Consider the following 24,826-nt stretch of genomic DNA (forward strand, 5'->3'; position numbering starts at 1 on the left):
CAAGTGGCTGAATTAACGTTTAAACCTACGCAGCGAGGACGCTAACTTGATGACGTGTTAAAGTTGTGATTCGAGAAATTTGACTAATGTTAGACCCAAACTTCAGGAGTTCCTTAACTAGTTTCCGAAGAAAAGACCTGGACAGCGTTGGGATTTTACCAAGATTCTTACTTTTAACAAGTCTTTTGACTGCATCAATAACCTCAAGATCAGAGGGTGTAGTGTTCGGAATAGCTTCGCACTGTTTCTGAACATCTGAATCGAGCGTAACCTCGGCGGCCTCGTGCGTATACTGCTTGAGATAGGCAATCGAAAGTGTCGAATCAAGTATCTCTCTTGCCTTTTCGTCGAAATTTTTTGTATCCATATCCCTAAACGAGGACCATCTATAGTTCTCTGCTCGCTTCACGATGCCCGCTTTTACTGGGTTGTTAAAGATGTATGCCGCAGTTTGCAAGAATTGCTGTTCGTCCTGGACAGGCTTTGAGTAAAAGCGGGAATTCCAAAGCGTCCCCGTCCTGCCATATTTTCGGTTAAACCAGCGCACATAAGTTGAGCCAATAGATTGAAAAACACTCGCACATTTTTCAATATCCCCGTAAAACAACGCGTGGATATGGTTTGACATCAACACATAACCAAGCAGCACTACCCCAAATTTTTTGCAGGCATTTTGCAGGCACTCAAGGTAATACTCTCGATCTTCGTCATAATAAAAAATGACCTGCCCATTGTGCCCTTTTTGCCCAATATTAAGAACACGCAGAGGCGAATCGCACCTCAAAGGTCGAGGCATAATGCCCTCCTTTCCCTGTAAGCTTTCGTTTCAACATTAGCCTACTCTGAATAGTGAAGAAAAATAAGAATAAACAGGTTATTCAAAACCGATAGAACAGATGTTGAACTAGTGTACGAGGAAATGAAGAAAAGCGAAATTGGGCTTTCAACGAGGGTGTTTTAAGTGTTTAGTTGGTTGAAATTGGTAAAAAAAGCTATGTCTGACCCATGTGTTGAAATACCCAAATCTATGACTGGCACCATTGCAAATATGAGGTACTTACTCGAGACTTTTTAAATTTAAAAATTAATAAATTAATACTTGGCTATTTTTTAGAGAAATGAATAATCATCAAAATCAAGGATACTCAGGTAAAACAACAAGGGAACTCAATAGTTACGGCGGCAGAAACTTAGAAGCAAATAGACAAAAAAGAAGAAGTCAACCTAAAAAAACAAGTGAACATTAAGCAAGAATGACCATTTTCAATTCATGTTTGACTCCATGGGATGGCCGTGTCTCAATCATAAATAGGGCTCAATGAACTTCCTTTACATACTGTGTGAGTTATATGTCTGGCACCGATGATTTATGTCCGGCACCAATGCTCCTTTTTTATGTCTGACCCCCGTGCTAGAAGTCTGGCACCCTAGCAAGAGAGCTGTTAATCGCTATTCCCACAACTGTTTTATTCTTCGAGTTCAAGTCTGGCACTGGTGATTCATGTCTGGCACCAGTGCCGGAAGTCTGGCACCAGTGCAAGAAGACTAGAATCGCTGTGTCTCCATCAAAAGTTGGCCTCATTGTAACTCCTTGACTTCCTGTGTGAGCTTTATGTTTGACACCAATGTTTTCAATGTTTTATGTCTGGCACTTTTATTTCGAGTCTGACACCAGTGTCGCATGTCTAATGTGAGAATATCTATGCTTCAGAACAAATAAAAAAGGTCACAAACATGAAATCCACAACTCGCAGAAGCGTTAAAACAAGCCGAAACGACTTCTCACCAAGTCCAAACATTAACAAAGAAGCGAGCTTCAGATGTTTAAAGGATCGCGTTAATAATCAATGCGTTTATGACCACTCGGGCTTTAGATCATCGAAATCTTATAACAAATGCGCTGCAATAACAGACAATTTTTCCTGCGGATGCACCTCTAAGCTTTTCTCATTGTTTGCTGCTGTTGTCATTTTTGTAAGTATTCTTTTCCTCGGTGGTTGCGCAAGTTCCGCCGAAAATATCTTCAGCGATGCATCGCAAAGCGAAGGAAACGCAGCCACACAGCAAAGTGGAGACTCGACTATTAAGCAAAATAAAGAAGGGGAAGTTAACGAATCAACAGGATCATCGCCCGACTTCGAAAGCAAAGGCGAACTGAAGGTTCGGTTTATCGATGTAGGGCAAGGCGATTGTGCGTTGGTTTCATTCGGAGAACACCACATGCTCATTGACGGAGGCAAACCAAAGGCCTCAAGCACAGTCTACACAATTCTAGAACGATTAGGAATATCCGAAATTGAAAGAATTGTTGCCAGCCATCCTGATGCAGACCACTGCGGAGGCCTGGCCGGAGCTCTTGAAATTGCCAAGTGCGACAATTTTTACTGTTCAACCACAGAATCCAACACCAGAACCTTCGACAACATTAAAAAGCAGGTCTCCAGGCAAGGAATTGGAATTACCGTGCCAAAAGTTGGCGACAATTTCAAACTTGGAGAAGCAACTGTAACTTTCATTGGCCCGACTAGCAAATTCGAAAGCGACAATAACAATTCCCTAATATTGCGCATTGATTATGGAAATAAATCGTTCCTATTTACGGGCGATATGGAACATGAATCAGAGGCCTCAATTATCCAATCAGGAGAAAACACAAAGGCAGATGTTCTTAAAGTTTCACATCACGGATCGCGCACAGCTTCGGGCTCGCGCTTTTTGAGCAAGGTAAGACCAGAATATGCGGTTATCTCATGCGGGAAAAACAACGACTACGGGCATCCCCACAAACAGACTTTGAATCATTTACAAAAAGTTGGAGCAAAGGTGCTTCGAACCGACGAGCTTGGTGACATCGTGTTTACAACTGACGGAAACACACTAACAGTTAGAACAACAAAAGAAGGTATCGAGGATTAAAAGTCCTCATTATCATCAGTTTTTGAATTAAGAATCCTCAATTCAATTTATGTCTGGCACTAATGCTTAATGTCTGACACCTGTGCAGCAAGTCTGACACCCTTGCAACGTGAAGGGGAAATAGTAACAAAGCAATTGGTTTTAGCAACGGTTTTTGGCGATAAAGAACAGTAGTAATTTAAGGCTGAAACAAGAAGAGAATTTATGTCTGGCACCAATGATTGAACAATTATTTCTGACTTCATTAATCTATGTCTGACACCTGTGCAGCAAGTCTGACACCCTTGTAACGTGAAGGGAAAAAGCAACAAAGCAACAGGTTTTAGTACAGGTTTTTGGTGATAAAGAATAGTAGTAATTTAAGGCTGAAACAAGAAGAGAATTTATGTCTGGCACTAATGCTTAATGTCTGACACCTGTACAACAAGTCTGACACCCTTGTAACGTGAAGGGAAAAAGCAACAAAGCAACAGATTTTAGCAATGGTTTTTGGCGATAAAGAACAGTAGTAATTTAAGGCTGAAACAAGAAGAGAATTTATGTCTGGCACCAATGATTTTGACACCAGTGATTGAACAATTCTTCTGACTTCAGTAATCTATGTCTGGCACCAATGATTTATGTCTGACACCTTTTAAAAGTAGGTGGCTAGCCAAGCGTTTTTGCCAACCACAACGTGAGCACAGCCACAGGGTCGCCTCCGCGCTTCATCTCGATTTCAGCTTCAACCGAAGTCTTTATCGCACGCTTAAGTTCTTCTGTCGAAAACTGTCTGCTCCAAGCCGCATGCTGTTTAACCCGCCAACTCAAAGAAGAAGGAAGTCCTAATTCTTTTGCAATTCGTTCATTAATGTTAGACGTTCCACTTTTCAAGCATTCTTTAGCGCAAATGAGTTCGCGCGCTCTAGCCACGCAATAGTACAAAACACCACTCGGAGTTGTTCCCATCACGCGCGGAAGAAGTTCAATAACCTTAGTCAAGTTACGCGCAGCAAAAGCATCAGCCAAAACCCAAACTTTTACTTCGGCACTCGCGGCCACAAGAGACTCAACTTCCACTTGATCAATCGGGCGTGAGCTCGAATGAGAAGCAATTATTTTTGAAAGCTCATTTGTAATTTTTGTCGTATCTTGGCCTACAAGCTCGACAAGTTTCTTTGCACCAGAATCTAAAAGACGAACGCCCTTTGTTTTTGCAACATCAATTGCATATTTCTCAAATTCCCTAGGCTTTGGGGAATCGCAAGGAATAACTGCATTTTCAGAAATTGCTATTACTCTTTTATATAGTCTTGTGTTTTTTGCCAATTTCGTAGCAAGAAGCAGAAGAATTGAAGTGTCGCTCGGTTCAGTCGCATAATCCGCCAAAACATTAAGCTCTGCCGCATTATATTTATCAACATCCTTAATGATTACCAAACGTTTGTCGCTTGCAAATGGCAGAGTTAAACAAGCACTCACTGCACGCTCTGGTTGATGGGTTTCACCATCAAAAACATCGGTGTTGATTTCCATTTCCCCAAATTCTTTGCATCGGTCTTTCATGCGAGCAAGCAGGGCTGATTTTTTCTGCTCATCATCGCCGATAAGCAGATATATTGGGTCTAACTTCTTTTGTTTCGACTTTGTCACAATTTAATTCTAGCATCGACAAGCGTGTATAATTTTTTGCAGTTTGTCCCCGAGAAAAGAAAGGCGAATTCGATGGCAAAAAAACAAATACCAAATGACCAAAAGTACTACGACCCCGAAATAGAATGCATGCCACGCGAGGATATCGAGAAGATGCAACTCGAGCGCCTTCAAGAAATGGTTAAATTCGCCTATGAAAACGCCCCATATTACAAAAGATCGTTCGACGAAGCCGGTGTCAAACCTGAAGACATCAAAACTTTGAAAGACATTGCCAAATTCCCTTTCATCGACAAGAAGACCGAGCGCGAAACGCAAGGTATCGGGTCTTTCTTCGGTGAGCTTTGCGCTGTTGATGAAGAAGACGTTATCTTTATGGCAACATCTTCTGGATCGACGGGAGTTCCTACTGTGAGCCCTTTTACACAGGAAGACTTCGACTTGTGGCAAGACACAGAAGCACGTCTCTTTTGGCAAGCAGGAATGCGTCCAAAAGATAAATATGTCCACGCTCTAAACTTCGCGCTTTATGTTGGCGGACCAGACGTAATCGGTGCACAGAATTTGGGTGCAACAGCAATTTGGGTTGGAGCCGTTCCTTCCGACCGCCTGCTGTTTGTTCTCAAGCAATATCAACCTACTGTAATTTGGACTAGCCCATCTTATGCATGGCAGCTAGGCAACAAAGCAATCGCAAAAGGTTTTGACCCAAAGAAAGACTTCTCAATTCACACAATCATAGTTGCTGGGGAACCAGGCGGATCAATTAAATCTACTCGCGAAGCAATTGAGAATTTGTGGGGTGCAAAAGTCGTCGACTTCTTTGGTCTTTCTGACATCTATGGCGCATGCGCCGCTATGTGCGAAGCAAAAGACGGCCTCCACATCGTGGAAGATCAGATACTTGTAGAAACAGTTGACCCTGCAACAGGCGAGGTTCTTGAACCTGACGAGCGTGGCGAACTTGTCTACACAACTCTCATGAAGAAGGCTCGCCCGATGATTCGTTTCCGCACGGGAGACATTGGATACGTTTCGACAGACAAATGTAGCTGCGGAAGAACGCTAGCGAGAATTCACATTCAGGGTCGCAAGGACGAAATGTTTATCGTAGGTGCCGTTAATGTGTTCCCAACCGACATCGAATATGTTGTCCGCAAAGAAGAAGGTCTCACAGGCGAGTATTCAATTAGAGTTTATAATGAGAACTATTCAACACGTTACGAGGTGTCGGTCGAGCGCGCACAAGGAAGCAGCGAAAGCTTCGATGCAGTCTCTAAACGAGTTGAGAACGCTCTCAAAACTCACACTGGAGTTCGCCCTGCTAAAGTCCTTGTCTACGATGCAGGAGCACTAGGCACTGAATCGGAACACAAAGCTTCAAGATTTATAGATGAACGCGGAAAAGGAGACAAATAAAATGGCTAAGAATTTTGCAGTTTCCGGACAGCACTACCTGTTCAACGTCCAAGCATTTGCACACACCATTCTCACAATGGGCGGCGATGTTTACGATTATGCCTATCGCGACCGTTCAACTGCAGGCATTATCGATGACGTCAAAAACGGAACATCTGAACTGGGCGTTATTATGCAAACAGAACGCTCTAAAAACGAAATAAACGCGGCACTCGCGGAAGCCGGGCTCAAGTTTGTGCCAATCAAAGAAAGCAAACCAATGGTTGCACTTTCTGCCTCTCACCCACTTTCAAATGCAAAATCGCTTCGTTTAGAAGAACTCGAAGCCTGGCCATATCTCTACTTTGAGCAAAGACCTGACTCACCAGTCTCTTTCTGCGAAGAAGCGCTTGCTCAAATTCCGCGCAATAAAACGATTGCTTGCAATGATCGCGCTTCTCTTTCGGAGTTAGCAGTTGCTGTTAATGGCTACACCATAACAAGTGGAATTCTTGTTGGAATTACCGATGGCGGCTCACTTGCAACCGTTCCCCTGGAGACTGATGAAACGTTGAGCCTGGGTTATATAGTGAAGGAGAACTCCTCATTCTCACCTGCTGCTGAGCGCTTCATTGAAGAACTTACAAAAGAACTCAACCTTTACGCAAAGTAGAAGAGAAAACTGAGCGGTCGAGGTAAAACCTTGGCCGCTTTTTTCAATATATGGTAATCCAAAAACGTGCGGGAACGCACTTTTTTTATAATTAGACAACACAGTAATTTTTAATAAAACGGGGAAAAATTGATTGAAATAATTTGGCATGGTCGAGGCGGACAGGGCGCGTTCACCGCCGCAAGACTGCTTGGAGCTGCTGCTTCAATTTCAGGAGAGAACTCGTCTCTCGCCTTCCCAACATTTGGGCCTGAGCGCAGAGGTGCACCCATGCGTGCTTTCACAAAAATTGATAGGCGTCCAATTGGCAACAGAAGCGAAGTCAAACAGGCTGATTATGTTGTCTATCTCGATGAAACGCTTTTAGCGGAAGGCTGGGACAAGGAACTAAAAGACACAGTAAAAAATCTAAATGCGGACATGATTACTTCCCCGGTTGTTCTTGTAAACAGCAAGAAACATTTTAATGACCCGCGCATTAAAAGCATTGATGCCAGTGGTATTGCGACTGACATATTAGGGCGAAATATTCCAAACACCGTCTTCTTGGGACTGATTTGTGCAATGTGCGACGCCCTCTCAATTGAAGACGCGCGTGAGGCAATTAGGCACTATATGCCAGAAAAACTTCACGAGAAAAACTTGGCAATTATCGACAAAGTTGCAAACGCTAAAGAAGCGCTAAACAAAAAAGGCGGGGATAATGAGACGATTGTCGCCAGCAATCATGGCTCAAATTCATCCGAATCTAGAATCGCCATTAATAGGCAGAATTCGCCTGAAGGACAGACAACAAAAATTGCTTTTAAAAAAAGCGAGATAGTTAATGGTTTATCAAGACCAAATTGCGTAATTCCTAAGCTACATTCCGAGGCCGTTTCTCCAAAAGAGTTTGCGCACAACACATGCTGGCAAGCTGGGTGGCTAACTACAAAAAATGCGGGATGGAGGACATTCCGCCCTAAGATCGATCAAGAAAAATGCACAGGCTGTTTAAAGTGCTACATGGATTGCCCTGATGGATGTATTTTTAAAATGCAAGAATCTAGAACAGTTGGAATCGATTTAGATTTCTGCAAAGGATGTGCAATGTGTGCTGAGGCATGCAAATTCGATGCGATAGAAATGATTGCAGAAAGGAGCGCTGAGTAATGAGGCATTTTCTTTCTGGCGATGAAGCTCTGGCAGAAGGCGTGCGCCTTTGCCGACCGAAGGTGATTTCGGCCTATCCAATCACACCTCAGACTGTTGTAGTGGAGAGACTCTCAGAAATGGTGGAGGCAAAAACGCTTGATGCAAAATATATGCATGTAGAGTCGGAGCACTCAGCCCTTTCTGCTGCAATGGGCGCAAGCGCCACAGGCGTGCGCACATTTACTGCCACTTCAAGTCAAGGGCTTTTGTATATGGCTGAGGTTCTGACATATGCTGCAGGCGGGCGTTTTCCGATTGTAATGATGAATGCAAATCGCTCAACTGCGCTTCCATGGAACATATATGGCGACCAGCGCGACTCACTCGCACTTCTTGACCACGGATGGATTCAAGCATATGCCGAAAACAACCAAGAAGCTCTCGATTTAACACTGATGGCATATAGGATTGCAGAAGATAAAGACGTGAGCACACCATTTATGATAAACCTCGATGGGTTTGCTCTCACTCACACATATGAAACCGTTGACATCCCTACTCAAGAGGAAGCTGATTCCTACCTGCCGCAATACTCGACAGCGAACCGCTTCGATTTTAAAAACCCAGTCAACATGGCATATTCTGCAGGCCCTGCAACGAACAAACTTTTTAAATTCGCAGAACATGATGACATGGTCAAATCTCTCGATGTTATTTCTAACGCAGAGAAAGAATTTGAGAAAATTTTTGGCCGTCATTACTCAGGACCAGTTGAGACATATCGCTGCGAAGATGCAGAATTTGTGTTGGTAACGCTGGGTTCAATAGCAGGGCTTGCACGCACTGTTGTTGACGACCTTCGAGAAAAAGGAACAAAAGCTGGTTTACTAAAAATTCGCTATATGCGCCCATTCCCTGAAAAGCAAATTGCCAATGCTCTTAAATTCGCTAAATGCTTTGCAGTTCTTGAGAAAGACATCTCGTTCGGCTTCGAAGGGACAGTATTTACAAATGTTAAGTCGGCAATGCATAACAACCGCGCAGATGTGCCTGGCATAAACTTTATTGGAGGGCTAGGTGGCGATGACATTGCAGAAAATGACATTGAAGCAATTTTTAAAGAATGCGAAAAGTGCGCGAGAGCAGGTGTCTCACAAACTGTTTACTGGTTAAGCATCGATGAAGGCCAGGTGAAATAATGGCAGTCAACGCAAGAAGCATAGTTAGTAGCCTGCATCAATTCCGGTTAAACGATATGGGAAATCTAAAAACAAGGCTAACAACCCACTCACAGGGATATTTTTTTGGAAAAACTATTGAAGGCCAGGTGAAATAATGGCTGTCAACGCAAGAAACATAAGCGATAACGAGCTATTCTTCGGACATAAAGCTTGCGCAGGATGCGGCGGTGCACTTGCACTTCGACATGCTCTAAAGGTGCTTGGTCCAGACACGACAATAGCGCTGCCTGCAGGTTGCATGAGCGCTGTTGGTTTCAACTTTCCACAGTTGTGTTTCGCTAACAATGCCATGATTACACCTTTTGCAGCAACTGCGGCAGTAGCCTCAGGAATAGCTGCTGGTCTTGAAATGCAAGGAATAGACACTGCCACTCATCCAGTTATCGGTTTTGCGGGCGACGGTGGTACGGCCGACATTGGAATACAAGCACTGTCTGGCGCAATCGACCGAAACGAAGACATTATTTATTTTTGTTATGACAATGAAGCCTACATGAACACCGGCATTCAAAAAAGCGGCCTCACGCCTCTCTGCGCATCGACAACCACAACTCCTGCTGGAAAAAATGCCCATGGCGCTCTTACGCAAAAGAAAAACATTTTTGAAATCGTGGCTGCCCATGGGATTTCATATGCGGCCACTTCAAGCGTGGGCTACCTTAGCGATTACATAAAAAAAGTAGAGAAAGCGCAATCGATTAGGGGCACGAAGTTTATTCACGTCATTGCGCCTTGTCCTACTGGATGGGGCCACGCAGAGTCAGCTACAGCGAAATTCGCGAAAGACGTTGTAGACTGCGGTCTTTGGTATTTAGCAGAATACGAGGGTGAACAAGTTTGCGGCGTGCCTGGCGGCAAGTTCAAAATCAACAAAGCTCCAAAAGAATTTAGCTCAATCGAGCACTACTTGCGCGCTCAAAAGCGGTTCTCGCGCATTGATGATGATGATATTCGCACAATAACTGCTTCTCGTGATTCCAAATGGAAGCAAATTAAAAGGGATTGGGAATAGATTGGGAATAAGTAGTCAGCCTACAAAGGCACCAGAAGGTCACTCAGCAGAGAGCCGCCAGCAAAAAAGCAACAGAAGAACCGACATTAAGAGTTCGGTCAACACGCATTGTTCGATGGTTTAGATAGTTTGTAAACGTAAGTGAAACTTATCAGAAAAGCTCAATAATCGATATTTTGTAATTGGCAGATGCATCCTCCCTTGGAGTGAACTCAAAATAATTAGCCTTAAACCCTGGTTTTATTAATTAGCGATATAGAAAACAACAAGGAGCGCGAGCACTATAACCCCCGTGAATCCTCTTGCCAATCGCATAAAAAACAAAGAGCTTGCACCAATTTAATGAATGATTGCACGGTTTCATGAAATGACTTAGAAAATTAAATTTTTTGGAATTCTCATCTTAATTCTTATTATTTAGTGTGCTAGAATAGAAACTCCGTGGTCGGGTAGCTCAGTTGGTAGAGCAGCGGACTGAAAATCCGCGTGCCGAGGGTTCAAGTCCCCCTCCGACCACCATTTTCTCTCATGTGTATTTCTTCTTTTCCTAACTCACAGTTTTTTATTGTGCTTTGATTTTCAATTCCATGTTTTGATTAGCTAGTTTCTTCACACATTAGTCATGTCTGGCACCAGTGTTTTATGTCTGGCACCAATGATCCATGTCTGACACCTTCGCAAATGCGCATTACCAGTGTTTTATATCTGACACCAATGATCCATGTCTGGAAGCGATGGAAAAGGGGCCCGGAAAGTATTACTGTTCTTGTCGCAAATTATGTTTCGCCCTAGTGATTTACGTCTGACACCAGTGATCCATGTCTGACACCTTTGCGATTGAATTTGTGTCTGGCACCTTTGCAAATGCGCATTACCACACGGCGGCTTGGTTAATATCTGGCACTTATGCATCATGTCTGGCACCAGTGTTTCTTGTCTGGCACTAATGATCCATTTCTAGCACCAATGGAAGCGGAGCCAGAAAGTATTGCTGTTCTTGTCGCAAATTATGTCTGGCACCAGTGTTTGCGATTGAATTTGTGTCTGACACCTTCGCAAATGCGCATTACCACTCGGCGGCTTGATTTATGTCTGGCACTTATGATTCATGACTGGCACCAGTGTTTTGGAACCAAAGGAAAAGGGGCCCGGAAAGTATTGCTGTTCTTTTCGCAAATTATGTCTGGCACCAGTGATTTATGTCTGACACCTTCGCAAATGCGCATTACCACTCGGCGGCTTGATTTATGTCTGGCACTTATGATTCATGACTGGCACCAGTGTTTTATGTCTGACACCAATGATCCATGTCTGGAACCAATGGAAGCGGAGCCGGAAAATATTACTGTTCTTGTCGCAAATTATGTCTGGCACCAGTGTTTTATGTCTGACACCAATGATCCATGTCTGGAGCCAATGGAAAAGGGGCCTAGTGATTTATCTCTGGCACCAGTGTTTTATGTCTGGCACCAGTGATCCATGTCTGACACCTTTGCGATTCAATTTATGTCTGACACCTTTGCGATTGAATTTATGTCTGGCACCAGTGATTTATGTCTGGCACCAGTGTCAGGACAAGCAAACAGTTAGACCAAACGAAAGCTCAGGCCGACGTCTAGGATTTCTGAGACACAAAGACAGAGGGAATCGAAGCCCTAATTTGCAGTTTATTTACTTCTCGTTTGCTTTCTTTAGAGCGTGAAGAATTGGTAGGCCAAGCACATAGAGTGTCAAAGACTCACTTATGGTGATTGATACGAAACCGAAAAGCCACATCCAACCATAGTAGCCATCTAGGGCGACATCAGTGAAAGGAATTGTGTAAAAACCAGTCCATTCGCAAAGAATCGGCAGGTATGCAGGAACAATCACTGCATTTGTAATCACGAACATGAAAATTGCGAGCATTGGCTTCTCGCGGAGCTTCCAGCACAGAATCGCGCCTAGCAAAGTTGCCAGACTGCCAAAAACGACGTCAAGAAAACCAAGTGCACCTGTACCTGCAATAACAATGTTAAAAAGATTGGCGATAGCGCAACCAATAGGAAGACCTGCGCGTGCAGAAGGATATAGAACTGCTACGACACAAAGTGCTTCACTCAGACGAATCTGCACAGGACCCCAAGAAATTGCAGGAAAAACAAGATTGCACACCAAAGTTGCCGCAGCATAAATAGCTGCAATTATTCCCGCCTGTGCTATGTTGTTGAGATTTTTCACGATTGACTATTATACAGAGCCGACAAGAACAAACCCCTGCGTTTCGAATTTATTTTTTCGAAATTATCAATGATGAACTAGATTTTATTAAGGCAATGGATGCAACAATCGGCACAATTGGTTAAATTTACCACTATTCCTAAAACTCAATGAGCGGCAATGACGCGTGTGCCGAAGAAAGACCATTCCTCGCAAATAGAACTAGCTAAGCTTCATGTCTCCATCCTTTATCCAGCCGAGTTTACGGCATGCAACCCCAAATGCCCACGCAAGAAGAGCTGGGAGAACTACAGAAATGAGAACTAGCCCAATCCAATCGAAAGTAGTGGGAACAATGGCCGCAGCCCCATCCATCAATGCTTCCGCAGAAGGATTAGTCCAACCGGTCCACACTCCGATGGGACCAACAAGACCGCAGGTGCCCATGCCCGACGAAACGGCAGCTCCGTTCATTTCTAGTTTAAACACGCATGTAGAAAGTGGGCCAGTTATTGCGCTTGCAGCAATAGCGGGAATCCAAATTCTAGGATTGCGAACAATGTTTCCCATTTGAAGCATCGAGGTGCCAATGCCCTGCGACACAACTCCTCCCCAGCCGTTTTCCTTGAACGAAATAACAGCAAAACCAACCATGTTTGCACAACATCCAGCCAGTGCTGCGCCACCCGCAAGGCCTGTCAGACTCAACGCAGCACAAATTGCCGCCGATGAAATTGGTAATGTGAGTGCAATCCCCACTACAACCGAGACGATCACTCCCATTATCAGCGGTTCTTGTGTGGTCGCCCATTTAATCAAAGTTCCAACTACCATCGCGCCACCGCCAATTGGCGCAGCGATAAAGAATGCAACACCAACGCCGACAAGAATGGTGACGATTGGAGTAACAAGAATATCAACCTTAGTTTCCTTCGACACCAACTTACCAAATTCGGCAGCAACGATGGCAACCACATAAACTGCAAGCGGTCCGCCTGCTCCGCCCATCACATTGGTGGCATATCCCACAGGAATTAGCGAAAATAAAACCATAGCAGGTGCATTTAACGCATACCCAATAGCAACTGCCATCGCTGGACCCACCATCGCGGACGCAAACTTGCCAATTGTATACCCTGTGCCCGCAATATCGATGAGCGACGTAGTCAAAAATGCGATTCCGAACTGCGTGCCAATGGTGTCCAGAATGGTTCCTACCAAAAGCGTACAAAAAAGCCCCTGCGCCATCGCGCTCAATGCATCCACGCCATACCTTTTGAGGCTCACTTCGACATCTTTTCGCTTGAAAAATGCTTTTACTTTATCCATTTTTAGAATCCTCCCTTAGAAATAATAAAGGTGAAGAACAAAATGAATAAGAGCAAACTGCATATTTATGCTCTTGCAAAATATAAATCGGCTAAATCTCGCCTTTTGAAAAGTTCTATAATCATGGCAATCTATCTAGGAGGCAAAAATGAAAATTGTAGTTTTGAGCGCAAGCCCTCGCGAAGGCGGAAACACATCAATCATGGTTGACGCTTTCAAAGAAGGTGCAGAAATCGCCGGAAACACCGTAGAGGTAATTGACGTTGCTTCGAAAAACATTGCACCATGCAGAGCCTGCCAGTACTGTTTTGAACACGAAGGCCAATGCGCGCAAGAAGACGACATGACAGCGATTCGCAAAACCCTAAAGGAAGCAGACATGCTTGTCTTAGCCAGCCCAATCTATTGGTTTGATGTTTCTGCGCAACTTAAGCTTGCTATCGATCGCCTTTATGCATTTGGCGGAACCGGCTTTAACTTTTCAAAAGTTGCCATGCTCCTTGATTCAGGATCTGACGGAGTGTATGAAGCAGCAACGGCAGCCTTCAAAGGAATGTGTTCCTACCTCAAATGGGAAAACATGGGCATCATCACAATTCCTGGAATGGTAAACAAAGGCGACATGGCAAACAATCCAAAACTTGATGATGTTCGCAAATTTGGAGCCTCGCTAAAATAAATGAGGAGAGAGTTGTAAGACACTTCAATTGTTGCATTTCTATTGGCAACTCTATTTGAAAAAGCAGCACTAAAAAAAGAACTTACAAACTCCGCGACGCTTGTTCTAAAAAATAATCACAACAACCATGCAGGGGATTTAGAGTTTATCCCCTGCTTGCTTAATAATTCGAAATCTGGGAATGGCACTAGAGCTTAACAGCATCAATAATTTATCGATGCGCATGAGTAAAAGATAATAATCTGTCCAAATCAGAAATCTTATTGCTTGGCCTGTTTGGCTAAAAGTTTTGTGGGAACTGGAAGATAGGCGCCGATGAGACAAGCAATTCCAAACCACGGAAAACTCTCAACGGGAAAACACAAAAGAAGCGTGCCTATAGCCATCAAAGGTTTACGCTGAATGCCAGCTACAAGTGTTGCAGTTGTAATTGCTACGCAAAACATGTCGTTAAATCCACCAATAGAAGCAACGCCGTAGCCAAGCGCGATTCCTGCAAAAATGATGGGAAAAAAGTGTCCACCTTTCCAACCAAAATTGATGCAAAGAGGCGTCATGGCGCATTTTAAAAGACCTGTTGCAATCAGCAAACTACCCGGAACGACCGTCCACATTTCCATCAATTCAAAAGACTGAGACTCTCCAGAAAACAGTAAATATGGAAGCGGAATTGCGAGGATACCAAGCACAAGCCCAGCAATAACAGGCTTTAAAACTTGACGCTCCCCCATTTTCTCACCCAGTTTCTTAAAAGCAAATGAAGACCCATGGAATATTAGAATTGCTGCATATGCAGAAATCACACAGGGTATCGCCCACCACAATTTATTTATGCCAGGAGTAACACCGCCAAAACGCGGTATTCCACTTTCAGTTCCAAAAATTGAAGTAAACAGAGCGATTCCTAAAGTTGCTCCAATTGCAGAAGCTGTGTACAACACAAGTTTCGCTCTGCGATGGAACTGAAAATTTGAAGGGTCGAAATCGTTCATACAATCTTCAGCTGTTGTAACAACCCCTGCAAATGGAGAAGCAAAAATCGCAGAAAGTGCCGCTGAAAGCGTGGTGTCTGTAAGCAGCTTAACGCGTATTCCAGCTGCTTTTAGACTTGTGCCAATTCGCGTGCAGGCAGCCGCGATTATTCCCGTGAGGCCTGCTTCAGGACCAATCGAACCGCCACACACAATAGGTAGCAAAAATCCAACAACACTTGCGCCAGGTTTTTTTAAACTATAGCCACCAGTAGTTTTAACCTTCTCCATCACTGTCTCAAGCAATTCTGGCTCACCACCGACGCGCGATGTCCACATCCCAATAATCAAACCTCCACTCACACAAAAAGCAAGTGGCAACCACCAAGTAGGAATGTTTGCGTTTATCAAAAGGCCAGAAATTAAGTTGTTGGAATCCACCCAAAGTAATTGAGTGAGAGCTGATGAGGCCCAGAAAACTGCCCACACAAAGAGGCCAATAACGAACCCAATAAAAACAGCGAGAAGAACCATCCCAAAGCCAATTTCAGCTTTCTCTGAAGCGCTTTCAAGGGGCTTGCCTACCTCACCAACAAACTCTTTGTCTTTATTTTTACCATTTTTCATGCGTTGGATTATACGCCGTGGATGTCGAAAGGCGGGGCAGAGCGTGAAAGTTAACGAATCAACAGCACCCTCTTAACAATGGTGCCAGACATGTTTCAATGGTGCCAGACATGAATTGCGATGGATCTTTAATCAGCGGTTTACATTGGTGTCAGACATAAAGTCGAAGGTACTTTTAAAAATGGTGCCAGACATGAATTGCGGCAGCAATAATGCCGACCTCGTTTGAACTTTAATAAGCGGATTTATATTGAATTTTTGATTCCTGAATTAATTACAAGAGATTACTACGAAACCTCAAAAGAATGGTGGAGCTTAGGGGGCTCGAACCCCTGACCCCCTGCTTGCAAAGCAGGTGCTCTCCCAACTGAGCTAAAGCCCCACGCTTATAGGTCTCGCACTCTTCAATGGTGGGCCCGAATGGACTTGAACCAGCGACCTCACGCTTATCAGGCGTGCGCTCTAACCAACTGAGCTACGGGCCCTCGAAAAGTGCGTTTCTTATCTTACTACACTTTCTGAATAGTTTCCAATTCTTTTTCTAAATTCTTAAAAATTTTTGAAACTTGTCTTTCCTCCATCAAGTGTTTGCAGATAAAACAACAATAAATGCTCCCTCGACTAGAAGAATAGTGCAGGCGTCATGGGGATTATTACAGAAAGACATGTGTTCAGCATCAAAATCCTTTAGCCATGCGTGCTAACAGAAAAACCTGTCGGAAACTTCGGGGTTACTATAATCGTGCCAAGCTCATCCGTGCAAAAAACCCTCACATCATGCTTTTGAAGGAGCCCTAACGCCTCGGATGATGGATGCCCATACCTGTTCCCCTTCCCGACAGAAATCAATGCGACTGATGGTTCTAGCTCATCCAGCAATGCATCGTCAACCGAAATTTTAGAGCCATGATGGCCGATTTTAAAAATGTCAATTGTCCCAAGGTTTTCTTGCTGAAGCAACTGCCGAAGCGGTTCTTTTTCTGCATCTCCAGTAAGCAGAGCGCAAAATTCTGCCTCAGAATCGCTATTTGCATTACAAGAAACTTTAAGGCAAACACTATCTTCGTTCCCTCCTTCATTCGAGAATTCCATCGGCCACACAACCTTGCATGAAAAATTCCCAGCTCGAACGCAATCACCAACTGTCAAACCGCACAACTCTTTCCCAGTGGCTTCTGTAGCGGCGGATCGAAGTCGATTGCATCCCTCACAAGCGCAAGTTTTCGCATCTGCGGCAGAATTAACAGCGCCTATGCTTTCGTAACTCCTAAGAACCTCCAAACAACCCATGTGGTCGTCATCGTGATGGGTTATTAGAACCCCATCTAGCGAAAATACGCCCAACTTAGCCAATCCTGTTCTTAATTTTGTTTCATTGTTCCCAGTATCAACGAGAAAATTGCAACCGTTGCTTTGAATTAATATAGCGTCTCCCTGTCCCACATCTATAAAAGCAATTCGGTTTTGTGGAACGATGAAGGAGACAAAAACAAAAGCAAACGGCAGCATTATGCAAACAGAAAGAGATGCGCAAGCCAGCCTTCTGCTTAATTTTGGCCAAACAACAATAAGACTTAGAGCGAGAAGAGCAGAGAATAAAATCGATAGAACCACGTCAAAATCCAACGGTATGCAAGCAAAAGGAATTCTGCCCAGAATTTCGACGCACTCGTAAAGCGGAAATGCAACAACAGATGCGCCAAAACAACAAAAACTCGCAATGGCGGGAAAAAAGATAGAAATCAGGGCTGTCAAAAGTCCAAACACGCACGCAGCAGAGAAAAGAGGAGTAGCAATCATATTAGCAATCACGGAAATTGTCGATATTTGCGAAAAGATAGCAGCTGAAAAAGGTAGCGTCATCAAATTAGCTGCCATGGTGAGAGCAATCGGCTGAATGATGATGCCATTTGCGACTTTATTTCTGCAATCAGCCCATGAACTAAACAATCGCGCAAACACAATTATCCCGAATGTCGAAGCAGAAGAGAGATATAGAGAAACCGATGTGCACGTTGAAGCATCGGCAACAATAAAAAGAATTATGCAAAGAGAAAGCGCGTTTAAAGAATCCGCGCGTCTTTCCTGGACACCAGCAATCAGACACAAAACCACCATTATCGCTGATCTAACTGCCGAGATGGGAATACCAGAAAATAGAAGATAACAAAGAACAATTGCAACAGACGAAAACGAAGATGCGCGATGACTGACCTTGAATTTTTTTAGCAATAACAGAAAAAAGCTAACAACAATTGCAAGATGTGCGCCAGAAACGGCAACCGTGTGAGCCAACCCACAGACCTTAAACTCTTCGTATGTTCCATCATCTTCAATGGTGTTTTTATAGCCGCAAACTAAAGCCTGCAACAGCCCACCGCACTGCCCTCCGAAAGTCTCGAAATTGCGGATTGAATCTCTGCGCATGTTCACAACTGCAGATAGGACAGGGTTTATCGAAACAGTTTCAGCTTTCGAAACCTTAAGGATTGAACAAACGGAGCGATTAAAGTTAAAGTCTTTAGACTCAGGCTTTAGACTCTTAAAAGTCCCTTTCACTTTCAGCTTTTCTCCCACCAAAACACATGTGTTCTTGTCAAGATAGGCGAGCACTCGCAAATCTCTGAAATCTTTCGAATTAAGCGAAAGAATTGTTTGATTACCAAACTCTCCCGTCGTGGAGTCTTCTAACACTTGCGCATCAATTTCTGCGACTGACGAATTTAGTGCAATTATCGCGTTGGATTCTAGAGAAACGTTTTTGTAAACACCAAGCGTAGCACCTAGCATCAAAAAGCTAAGCAGAAGAAAAAGCCATCGACGCTGCTTGTGGACACACGCAAACAAAGAGATTAAAAGACCGAACGCAAACACAGACAAAAGCGTGTTCTTCATGGAATCATCGAAACTTCGCGTACCTAAAAAAGAGAGAAGACACGATCCCCAAAGAATGAGCGAACAAGGCAAAAGAAAAGGCATTGAAGGTTTGCGCGGCGTTTTATCGTCGATGACAACATCGAAATTCGCACCTTGTTCGCCAGTCGAAATAGCAAAATCATGCCCAGCGCCATGAATGCTTCCAAACTTTTTCTTTCTGATTTTCAAAGTCGAAAAAGCTGAAACCAACTTTTGCAAAGAGAAGGGTAACCGCACCAAGAAGCTCAAGGCACAGAGCTTTTTCAGAAAGAATGAACGTAACTTTTTCAGTCGCCTAATCACAGGAGTCTCTAGCTATCAAACGACGAAATAATATTTGAACAGGGCATTGAAAATAAAGCCAGAGCATGACCATCTAAAAGCGGACGAGTACGCAGGATGCAACGAATCTGATGTTTAACAATGATTATCAAAAGGCGCTGCTTTTTAGTGCTAATTTTTGATTCTTTGCATGGTCCGAACCGGTCCACAATTGCACAAGACCTACATGCAGAAAAACAGTACCTAAATAAAAACCGTCCCAATTCAACAGCAATTAAAAACGACATCGGAATTTCTGAAACATTTACCACAGGAATACAAATCAATGCAAATCTATTGCTTGATTTTTGTCGTACGCACTTCACGATAACTTGTGGAGTAAAAAACAATGCAAGCTGGATTTTTAAATTCAAACGCATATCTGACTCCTAATGGACTCAAGAGTCTTTACACCAATTCCACTAACATTCGTTAAATCGTCGACGGACTTAAAGGAGCCGTTTTGCTTTCGGTACTCAATGATTTTTTGCGCCTTAGAAGGACCAATGCCTGAAATTGTTTGTAGAAGTGAGGCATCTGCGGTGTTTATGTTTACCTTCCCCGCTCCCGACGCACCACCGCTTCCTTGCAAAGTAGATGCTCCCGAACTTCTCTTTGCAGCCGAACCCGAAAGTGTTTCGTCCGCAGCACCATCAGCATCGACCTCAGGCTCGACTTTAGCTGGGATGATAATCTGTTCGCCATCCTCGCATTTCTTTGCTAAATTCACAGAATTTAGATCGGCATTCTCTGTCGCTCCGCCGGCCAGCTCAATAGCCTGAGACACACGCGCATCGGCATCTAGCTCTTGCAGCCCTGGATTATTAACTTCCCCTGCGACATGAACAAATATTTTTTTAGAATCAACAACATCATCTTTAGAATTCACGCTTTCGACCTCAAATCCCGAATTTTCACCAGTGGTAAAAACATTAAAAGCAAAGTAAGCAATCGCAACTATAAGAAGCAAGGCGATTCCTACCATATAGACTGGCTTTTGGTTCTTCTCTTTTTCATCCTCCTTGAAATTAGAGGCAAATTCTTGGAATGGCACAAGCACCTCCTTCATTCAAATTGCTAACTCAAAAGCCTAGCTTGAACAATCCAAAAAACTAAGAAAGAATTACCCACCAAAAGTGAATAAACAAGTGTTGAACGAGTGAATACAGAAATGAAAAAATGCACTGACACTGGGAAAATAATACAGAATCTAAATGAAATTGCCGCTTTTGCAGATGAGACACATTCATGTCTGGCACCAGTGTAAATGGCCGACAATCATGACTGGCACCAGTGTATAAATCGTGGTTACACAGGCATAATTGACTGGAGTCTAGGAAAATCGACGCCTTATTAAAGCGTTAATTCGACAGATAATACAAAATTGAAGAAATGAAACATTTCTAATAATACATTTAAGTGCATGTCTGGCACCAGTGCTTCATGCCTGGCACCATTGTAAACTCACGACACAAATTCATGTCTGACACTAATGCGTGATGACTGACCCCAGTGTTATTTCACGACACAAATTCATGTCTGGCACCAGTGCTTCATGACCGCCACCAGTGTAAATTGAAGCAAAAAGGGATAAAAACTACCTAAAAGGTAGCTAAGAGAAAAAATGATGAAAATAGATTAGACTCTGTGGAGTTCTGCCGAAGCTACGATTTCGTCAATCCACGAAGGATCAAAAAACTCTTCTTCCTTTTTGACCTCATCCAAATGCGCATGGGTTTCAGGCATTTTTGGCATAAACAAAGTACAACAATCCGAGGCGTCTTGCGATGATATTTCAAAAGTACCAAGCCTGATTGCCTCATCAATAATCTCGAGTTTGTCAAAGCCAATCAATGGACGAAGAACCATTTTTTCAGACGCATCAGAAGTGGCAATCATATTCTCTATTGTCTGAGAAGCAACCTGACCTAGACTTTCACCTGTAACAATCGCCTTGGCACCACATTGTTCAGCAAGTGCGTTAGCCACCTTAAACATGAGTCTGCGATAGAGAACAACACGAAGCTTCGGTGTGCAAGAAAGAGCAATTTTCCTCTGATAGTCGCCAATCGGGCAAACAAAATACTGGTGCATACAGCCACGTTTTGCAAGCACCCTGGCAATGTCGTCCACAAGGTATTCCGATTCGTCTCCAGTTTGAGGGCGACCCGAAAAATGCACACCAATGCAAGTTGCCCCACGTTTCGCTATCTTCCAAGCTGCAACTGGAGAATCAATCCCCGAAGACAACAAGCATATAACCTTGCCTGAAGTGCCAACTGGCAAGCCACCAACCCCAGCAATGGACCGCGCACAGACAAAGCACTGATTTTCAATCACCTCAACGTTAACGGTAACATCAGGTTCTTTCATCTTCACTTTCTTCTCAGGGAAAGCATTGCAAAGAACTTCGCCGATTTCCCGATTTAGAACCATGGAGTCAGGCTCAAAATTTGTGTGATTTCTCCTAGCCTGCACTTTAAAAGTCTGAAACTCACCTGCATCAGCCAACGCCTCAACCGCAAGCTCTTTCATGGTGTCATATTCAGCAAGACACTTAAAACCTGCCGAAACCCTCTGAATTCCGGGTATTGTGGCAATAAACTCCTGCGCACGCACCTGTTCATCGTGCGTTGTTCCTTCCTTTAAGAAGACAACTATTCGCCCGCTAATACGATGACAAGCGGAAACAGGAAAATCGCAAGTAAGAGCTTTTATATTGTCTACAAGCTTCTGTTCAAACCTACCGCGATTGTGCCCTTTTAGACCAATTTCGTGGTAATGAACGAGAACGACACGCTGGAAAGTGTCAGCTGCCATGGTTTAGTGATGAATAGCGTCGATGGTTTGAGGATCGTAAGAAACTTCCCCGCGATAAATCTCATTAAATGCCATAGAAAGTGGTTTTACAGTGCTGGCCTGCGCAATTTCCTTTGCAGTCTCCGTACTAACTGCGCGGTTGCGCTGGCCTCTCATCATGTCATTAATGTCATGAGCACGCTTCGATGCCATCGAGCAAAGTAAGAATCTGTCGTTTTCCGACCTGTTAAGAAGTTCGTGAATTTTTGGTTCTACAACGCTCATTATGAAAATCTCCTATTTATAGAGTTAATCTGCAACCCTATTAATATACTCTTTTAGCTCCTTGAATGCAACATCTAGGTCGTCATTTACAATTATCTTCTCGTACTGCTCGGCGCACTCGAGCTCGAACTCAGCAGCCTGCATTCTCTTTCTAATTGATTCTTCGGAATCGGTGTTACGGCCTCGAAGCCTGCTCTCGAGAATTTCTAACGAAGGAGGCATAATAAAAACGCTGTGACACCCTGGGCACTTTTTCATTACATCTGAAGCACCCTGAACTTCGATTTCCAAAAGGACAACATCCCCATTGTCTAAATGATCATGAATATATTTACGAGGAGTCCCATAAAGATTGCCACTGTATTCAGCCCATTCAAGAAACCCATTTTGTTCAATTGATTCTTTGAATTCATCGCGAGACATAAAATAATAGGATTTGCCGTTCGTCTCTCCCTCGCGTGGCTGACGCGAGGTTGCTGAAACACTCAGCCAAACTCCGTCGACATCATCGAGCAACTTTTTAATAAGCGTTCCTTTACCGCCACCTGATGGCGATGAAATAATAACTAGTTTTTCGTATTCATTTTCCATAGAAAGTAGTGTAGCGCAGTTGCGGAGGAAGTACAGGAGTTTATGTCTGGCACCAGTACTGAACGTCATTCACTAGCGTTGAAATTCATGACTGGCACTAATGCTTTGCGTCTGTCACCAGTGCTGCGAATTCATGACTGGCACTAATGATTTGCGTTTGTTACGATTGCTGCATGTCTTTTTCTAGCGTTAAAATTCATGACTGGCACTAATGAAACATCACTAATCAATCACGTCTGTCACCAGTGCTGGGAATCCATGACTGGTACTAATGAAGCATTAGCATTGATTCATCACTGGCGTTAGTGCACAATAACTGTTTCATGACTGGCACTTTTGCGAGGGAGATAGCAAGTTACGAAAAGACTAAGCAGAAATCACGAGAATAACGCCGGAAAATGCAAAATAAGCGAATTCTCAGGGATTGTTTAAAGGGCAAAAAATACCGCAAAACAAAACAAAACAAGCCATGAACTAGCCAAAAAGTTCAAGTGAAACTAATGACAACGCTTCAATTAGAGTGAACTTTCGTCTAGTACAGAGTAAGGTCAACTGTAAGTATCAGATGTCGTGTTCTCACAACTCAGCAGCACAAAAACTTATATGACAAAACGAAATACCTCGCCCAGAACTCTCAGTTTTAAAATTGCTAAAGTTATAAAGACATCTTTACGTCGCAAGAATGCCAACTTGATGCCTAGTCAGACCCGTGACCCGAGAAATTTGATTTATATTAGATCCAAGTTTTAGAAGCGACTTCACAAGTTTTCTTAAAAGTGACCTGGACAGAGCAGATATTTTGCCAAGATTTTTCTCTTTCACAATTCGTTTCACCGCATCAATCACCAACATATCCGATGGCGTGCTGTTTGGAATCACTTCGAACTCTTTCTCGTCATCGGGACTCATTTGACTCTCGGCAACATCATGTGTGTACTGCTTGAGATACGAAATCGAGAGCGTAGTATCCAGGATTTCCTTAGCTTTAGCATCGATTTTTTCAGAATCTAGATCCTTGAATGAAGACCACTTGTAATTTTCTGCCCGCTTGGCCATTCCCGCCTTGACGGGGTTGTTGAAAATGTATGCGGCGGTTTGCAAAAATTGCAGCTCATCCTGCACAGGTTTCGAATAAAAACGCGAATTCCACAAGGTGCCCGACCGGCCATATTTTCGATTAAACCACTTAACGTACCGCGACCCAATGGATCTAAAAACCTTGTCGCACTTTTTAATGTCCCCATAAAACAGCGCATGAATGTGGTTCGACATCAGCACGTAGGCGAGCAACACTATCCCGAACTTATCGCATGCATTTTGCAGGCATTCAATGTAATACCCACGGTCCTCATCAGAATAAAAAATTACCTGGTCGTTGTGCCCTTTTTGCCCGATATTTAGAACCCCAATCGGAGAGTTGCATCTTGGCGGTCTTGACATTTTGTCTCCTCTTTCTCGCGAAGTCTTAATTGTTGATAAATAAGCCTAGTCATAAAAGTGAAGAAAAATAAGAAAGAAATGGTTATCCAAAACTGATGATTTAAGTGTTGAATAAGTGAACATCAAGATGATGATTTTGTAAAAAATAAGTCTATGCTGGGTAATCTCGAAGATAATTTCAGCAGAAATTGATGTCTGTCACCATTGCTGGCTCAACCGACGATTTCTGCATTCATGTCTGTCACCAGTGAAATTTATAGGCAGAGCTGTGAAAATTGAGTCAAAAAAGTCAAGATAATTAGTAAAAACGAATTTTTGCTACAAATGAACAATTCATAAAAACACCTTTATACAGGTAATTTCCCGATAAATCCCACAGTAAATTACCGATACATCACAAAATAATTGAACGAACCAAGTCAACTGTAGTTACTAATCATTACATCTGCGAACAATGTGTTATGCCTACCACCAGTGCAAGATCAGTACGACATGACTGACACCAATGAGACATGTCTGAAACCAGAACTAAAGACTATCATCTAATCCCGAATTCATGTCTGTCACCAGCGCTTGAAGACTGTCTTCAATGGCAGCACTTAAACATGCAATCTTGAATTCATGTCTGTCACCAATGTAACACGTTTGTCACTTTTGCGAATT

21 protein-coding genes and 3 tRNA genes are annotated in these 24,826 nt (G+C 43.4%); 9 read left to right on the forward strand and 15 right to left on the reverse strand.

The genetic code is table 11. The annotated features are described in order from the left end of the window. Positions 1–25: 25 nt before the first annotated feature. Positions 26–796 (reverse strand): transposase, encoded by a 771-nt coding sequence (locus FXZ76_RS06070; protein WP_079536705.1) that lies wholly within the window; start codon positions 794–796, stop codon positions 26–28. Between the two features lie 615 nt (positions 797–1,411). Further along, the gene (locus tag FXZ76_RS06330; RefSeq protein ID WP_157887304.1) at positions 1,412–1,582 is read right to left on the reverse strand and encodes a hypothetical protein; all 171 of its coding nucleotides are present in this window, start codon (positions 1,580–1,582) and stop codon (positions 1,412–1,414) included. Between the two features lie 152 nt (positions 1,583–1,734). On the opposite strand from FXZ76_RS06330, the gene FXZ76_RS06075 reads away from it, so the two are divergent. Further along, positions 1,735–2,916, forward strand: a complete 1,182-nt coding sequence (locus tag FXZ76_RS06075; RefSeq protein WP_079536708.1) for a ComEC/Rec2 family competence protein — start codon at positions 1,735–1,737, stop codon at positions 2,914–2,916. A 59-nt stretch (positions 2,917–2,975) separates the two neighbouring features. Here the strand turns inward: FXZ76_RS06075 and FXZ76_RS06465 are convergent, their stop codons facing one another. Together FXZ76_RS06465 and holA are read right to left on the reverse strand one after the other, a co-directional pair. Next, positions 2,976–3,161 carry a hypothetical protein gene (locus FXZ76_RS06465; protein ID WP_079536710.1) on the reverse strand — a complete coding sequence of 62 codons (186 nt, stop codon included), beginning with the start codon at positions 3,159–3,161 and terminating at the stop codon, positions 2,976–2,978. A gap of 403 nt (positions 3,162–3,564) precedes the next feature. Then, positions 3,565–4,548, reverse strand: coding sequence for a DNA polymerase III subunit delta (gene holA / locus FXZ76_RS06080; RefSeq protein WP_157887305.1), 984 nt, complete (start codon positions 4,546–4,548; stop codon positions 3,565–3,567). Between the two features lie 72 nt (positions 4,549–4,620). Between holA and FXZ76_RS06085 the strand changes: the two genes are divergently transcribed. The 7 genes from FXZ76_RS06085 to FXZ76_RS06115 all read left to right on the forward strand — a co-directional run bounded on the left by FXZ76_RS06085 (position 4,621) and on the right by FXZ76_RS06115 (position 11,482). Continuing rightward, positions 4,621–5,967, forward strand: a complete 1,347-nt coding sequence (locus tag FXZ76_RS06085) for a phenylacetate--CoA ligase family protein (protein ID WP_079536715.1) — start codon at positions 4,621–4,623, stop codon at positions 5,965–5,967. Position 5,968: 1 nt separating this feature from the next. Further along, complete coding sequence (locus FXZ76_RS06090) at positions 5,969–6,619, forward strand: LysR family transcriptional regulator substrate-binding protein (RefSeq protein ID WP_079536717.1); 651 nt, start codon at positions 5,969–5,971, stop codon at positions 6,617–6,619. A gap of 129 nt (positions 6,620–6,748) precedes the next feature. Continuing rightward, positions 6,749–7,771 carry a 2-oxoacid:acceptor oxidoreductase family protein gene (locus FXZ76_RS06095; protein ID WP_079536719.1) on the forward strand — a complete coding sequence of 341 codons (1,023 nt, stop codon included), beginning with the start codon at positions 6,749–6,751 and terminating at the stop codon, positions 7,769–7,771. Beyond that, entirely contained in the window at positions 7,771–8,952 is a 1,182-nt protein-coding gene (locus FXZ76_RS06100) for a transketolase C-terminal domain-containing protein (RefSeq protein ID WP_079536724.1), read from the forward strand. The genes FXZ76_RS06095 and FXZ76_RS06100 overlap by 1 nt, the downstream gene beginning before the upstream one ends. 136 nt (positions 8,953–9,088) lie before the next feature. Further along, entirely contained in the window at positions 9,089–10,006 is a 918-nt protein-coding gene (locus FXZ76_RS06105) for a thiamine pyrophosphate-dependent enzyme (RefSeq protein WP_079536726.1), read from the forward strand. A gap of 443 nt (positions 10,007–10,449) precedes the next feature. Continuing rightward, positions 10,450–10,525: transfer RNA gene (locus FXZ76_RS06110), tRNA-Phe, on the forward strand. A gap of 447 nt (positions 10,526–10,972) precedes the next feature. Next, positions 10,973–11,482, forward strand: a complete 510-nt coding sequence (locus tag FXZ76_RS06115; RefSeq protein ID WP_147571568.1) for a hypothetical protein — start codon at positions 10,973–10,975, stop codon at positions 11,480–11,482. A 195-nt stretch (positions 11,483–11,677) separates the two neighbouring features. Here the strand turns inward: FXZ76_RS06115 and FXZ76_RS06120 are convergent, their stop codons facing one another. Together FXZ76_RS06120 and FXZ76_RS06125 are read right to left on the reverse strand one after the other, a co-directional pair. After that, positions 11,678–12,226: a QueT transporter family protein gene (locus FXZ76_RS06120; protein WP_231961769.1), complete on the reverse strand. Its 549-nt coding sequence runs from the start codon at positions 12,224–12,226 to the stop codon at positions 11,678–11,680. Between the two features lie 201 nt (positions 12,227–12,427). Next, positions 12,428–13,534 (reverse strand): PTS transporter subunit IIC, encoded by a 1,107-nt coding sequence (locus FXZ76_RS06125; RefSeq protein ID WP_079536735.1) that lies wholly within the window; start codon positions 13,532–13,534, stop codon positions 12,428–12,430. A gap of 148 nt (positions 13,535–13,682) precedes the next feature. Here FXZ76_RS06125 and FXZ76_RS06130 point away from each other — a divergent pair, with 148 nt between their 5' ends. Next, positions 13,683–14,213, forward strand: coding sequence for a flavodoxin family protein (locus tag FXZ76_RS06130; RefSeq protein ID WP_079536738.1), 531 nt, complete (start codon positions 13,683–13,685; stop codon positions 14,211–14,213). Between the two features lie 260 nt (positions 14,214–14,473). Here FXZ76_RS06130 and FXZ76_RS06135 read toward each other — a convergent pair whose 3' ends face one another. The 9 genes from FXZ76_RS06135 to FXZ76_RS06175 all read right to left on the reverse strand — a co-directional run bounded on the left by FXZ76_RS06135 (position 14,474) and on the right by FXZ76_RS06175 (position 24,163). Continuing rightward, the gene (locus FXZ76_RS06135) at positions 14,474–15,811 is read right to left on the reverse strand and encodes a chloride channel protein (RefSeq protein WP_079536740.1); all 1,338 of its coding nucleotides are present in this window, start codon (positions 15,809–15,811) and stop codon (positions 14,474–14,476) included. A 306-nt stretch (positions 15,812–16,117) separates the two neighbouring features. Beyond that, a tRNA-Ala gene (locus FXZ76_RS06140) sits at positions 16,118–16,193 on the reverse strand. Positions 16,194–16,219: 26 nt separating this feature from the next. Then, a tRNA-Ile gene (locus FXZ76_RS06145) sits at positions 16,220–16,296 on the reverse strand. Between the two features lie 202 nt (positions 16,297–16,498). Then, complete coding sequence (locus tag FXZ76_RS06150) at positions 16,499–18,916, reverse strand: DNA internalization-related competence protein ComEC/Rec2 (RefSeq protein WP_147571570.1); 2,418 nt, start codon at positions 18,914–18,916, stop codon at positions 16,499–16,501. Between the two features lie 502 nt (positions 18,917–19,418). Further along, positions 19,419–20,102, reverse strand: a complete 684-nt coding sequence (locus FXZ76_RS06155) for a helix-hairpin-helix domain-containing protein (protein WP_162273050.1) — start codon at positions 20,100–20,102, stop codon at positions 19,419–19,421. Positions 20,103–20,686: 584 nt separating this feature from the next. Continuing rightward, positions 20,687–21,868 carry a tRNA uracil 4-sulfurtransferase ThiI gene (thiI, locus tag FXZ76_RS06160; RefSeq protein ID WP_079536750.1) on the reverse strand — a complete coding sequence of 394 codons (1,182 nt, stop codon included), beginning with the start codon at positions 21,866–21,868 and terminating at the stop codon, positions 20,687–20,689. 3 nt (positions 21,869–21,871) lie between these two features. Continuing rightward, positions 21,872–22,132: a DNA-directed RNA polymerase subunit omega gene (locus FXZ76_RS06165; protein WP_079536753.1), complete on the reverse strand. Its 261-nt coding sequence runs from the start codon at positions 22,130–22,132 to the stop codon at positions 21,872–21,874. A 24-nt stretch (positions 22,133–22,156) separates the two neighbouring features. Further along, entirely contained in the window at positions 22,157–22,723 is a 567-nt protein-coding gene (gene gmk / locus FXZ76_RS06170; protein WP_079536755.1) for a guanylate kinase, read from the reverse strand. Between the two features lie 669 nt (positions 22,724–23,392). Further along, positions 23,393–24,163 carry a transposase gene (locus tag FXZ76_RS06175; RefSeq protein ID WP_079536757.1) on the reverse strand — a complete coding sequence of 257 codons (771 nt, stop codon included), beginning with the start codon at positions 24,161–24,163 and terminating at the stop codon, positions 23,393–23,395. Positions 24,164–24,826 lie beyond the last annotated feature (663 nt).

Source organism: Phoenicibacter congonensis, assembly GCF_902386915.1.
GTDB lineage: Bacteria > Actinomycetota > Coriobacteriia > Coriobacteriales > Eggerthellaceae > Phoenicibacter > Phoenicibacter congonensis.